Annotated in this window: 2 protein-coding genes; both read left to right on the forward strand. The window is 28.3% G+C overall.

Annotated features, from left to right (window positions below; genetic code table 11):
* Nucleotides 1-218 precede the first annotated feature (218 nt).
* A complete protein-coding gene (locus tag ESU54_RS17590; protein ID WP_146848192.1) occupies nucleotides 219-734 on the forward strand; it encodes a hypothetical protein in 516 nt (171 codons plus the stop codon).
* Between the two features lie 129 nt (nucleotides 735-863).
* On the forward strand, nucleotides 864-2,012 hold the full coding sequence (locus ESU54_RS17595; protein ID WP_146848193.1) for a hypothetical protein: 1,149 nt from the start codon (nucleotides 864-866) through the stop codon (nucleotides 2,010-2,012).
* Nucleotides 2,013-2,158 lie beyond the last annotated feature (146 nt).

Here is a 2,158-nt window from a genome sequence, read left to right on the forward strand (position 1 = left end):
GCACAATGTATAAAAATAATTGCTCAATTTTGGGCTTAACCAAAGGTAGTTGCAAGTTTACTACGTCTGATTTTCCTGCGGAAAATCCTCGCACGTAAACCCGCAACTATTCTTATACGAGACCGTTAGGCAACATTTGAAAAAAAAGATTGAGAAGTATTTTAACAATAGTATTTTTTATAATCTCTGTCATATCTAATGCACAGATAGGTGAAAATATGCACTTTAATATTGATTTTGATTTGAATATTTCAACACATTATTGCTATGACAAATCGGAAAAGATAAGTACATCAGACTTTGAAATAGACTTCTTTTTAATGACCAATAAAGCTCATATTAAGGAGATTGAATTAACAAAAAATAATTCTGAACATTATAATTTAAATGGAACTTATGAATTTATTTATACAAGTCTATCTTTCCGTCCCACTTTAGTAGTTATGGTTAAACCAAAATACAATATTGTGAGTAATTGTGGGAATATAATTAAAACATATCTTATTGATTTCGAAAAAGTCGATCATATAACTAAGTCTATAGGAAAACCTGGATATACACTTTCGATTAATTTAGGCAGTATAAAACTTAGTGACAAACACTTTATTAGAATAAAGAATACAGGGGAAAAAATACTTAAAGAATATGAATATTTTCAGTCAAAACAACCAAATTTACCCTTTCGTTATTCTATAGATATGTGGTATAAACTAAATTTAGAATGCAAAAAATGATGTCATTTGATAAATATAATAGAGAAATATCGAATAAATGAATACAAGAATATTAAATTTTGCTAAAAGAGGAAAGCAAATAAAATTTTAAATTGTGTGATAAAAAAGCTGACATTTCTAATCTTAACATTGACTTTAATTTCTTGTAAAAAAGAAAGAAAATATGATAGTATTAATTTCAAAAATCTTCAGAATGACTATTCTCTCTTTGAGGTTTCTGATGAATTATCACACGACACTCTAAATTATTATGCAAAAGTATATTATAAAAAAAATGACTTCTTCCCTGGCCACGGATTACTCGTAGTTTCGAATAAAGGAGGCGATACAATATTAAAGTATTTTGGTAATAAAAGAATACTTCTAAATAGTACTATTGTTAAAGAAGATAAGAGGTATTTTATAGTTCTCGCAAATTCTAAAAATGGCAGTTATAAATTAACACAAAACGATAATTATAGTAAATTTTTCCAAATAGATACTTTAAACAAGAGTTTACGGGATGTAAAACCTTTAGATGTTGACATTTTCAATCAATTTTATTATGAAAAAACGGGCAAAAAGACGCTTAACGGGCTATATTGTAAAAGGGACTCTACTAACAGCGGATTTAGAATTTATAGTGATTTAATCTATAATGACACAATATACTCTACAACTTGCCTCTTGCAATTCATTAAAAATGATTCAATTGGGTATGAACTTTTTGCACAACCAAAAGAATTTGAAAAACAATCTATCAAACAAATGGAAATGGAAAACACGACGATTACGCGTAATATACCATTTGGTAAAATCGAAGATTATGAATTAGTTTATGATTGTACTAATTGTAGAACATCAAGTACCGATGCAATAACAATTTACGCAACAAAAGATAGTATAAGAACTGAACTGTTGCGGTATTACGATTTTGGGGGAAACTATTTACAAGAAATTTCTTTACGTTATTTTGACAATCATCCATTCATATTTATTCATTCAAGCCACACTTATGGACATACCTTAGGTAATCTATACGCACTTGATATTGATAATCTGAAAACTAATTATGTGAACAAAATAGAAACAAATTATAAAACTCCTGATAGCTTATATCCAAGAAACTATTATGGAGTTGACATAAATAAAAAAGGAGAATTTATCTTTGGCACATTGTATCGAAGTGATAATATTAATGGAGAATATTCATTAACTGGAAAGTATAATTTAATAAAAGTCAAAAGAAACATATATTTATTGGAACCATATGATGTTGAACTTTCCAAGCCTGAATAAAAAACATTGCCTAACAATGGTAACCGTTGCACAACCCCATAATTTATAAAAACCCAACCCATATAAGCCGCTTTAAGCGGCTTTGTTTTTTTGATCAGGCTTGAAAATGTGCCAAATTTGGAGCTTTTAAAAAAAGCCATGCTACA

Source organism: Aequorivita antarctica, assembly GCF_007997155.1.
Lineage (GTDB): Bacteria > Bacteroidota > Bacteroidia > Flavobacteriales > Flavobacteriaceae > Aequorivita > Aequorivita antarctica.

Excerpts from the sequence above, each read along its gene's own strand:
- ESU54_RS17590 (WP_146848192.1), top strand. The coding sequence starts at position 219 with ATGCACTTTAATATTGATTTTGATTTGAATATTTCAACACATTATTGC.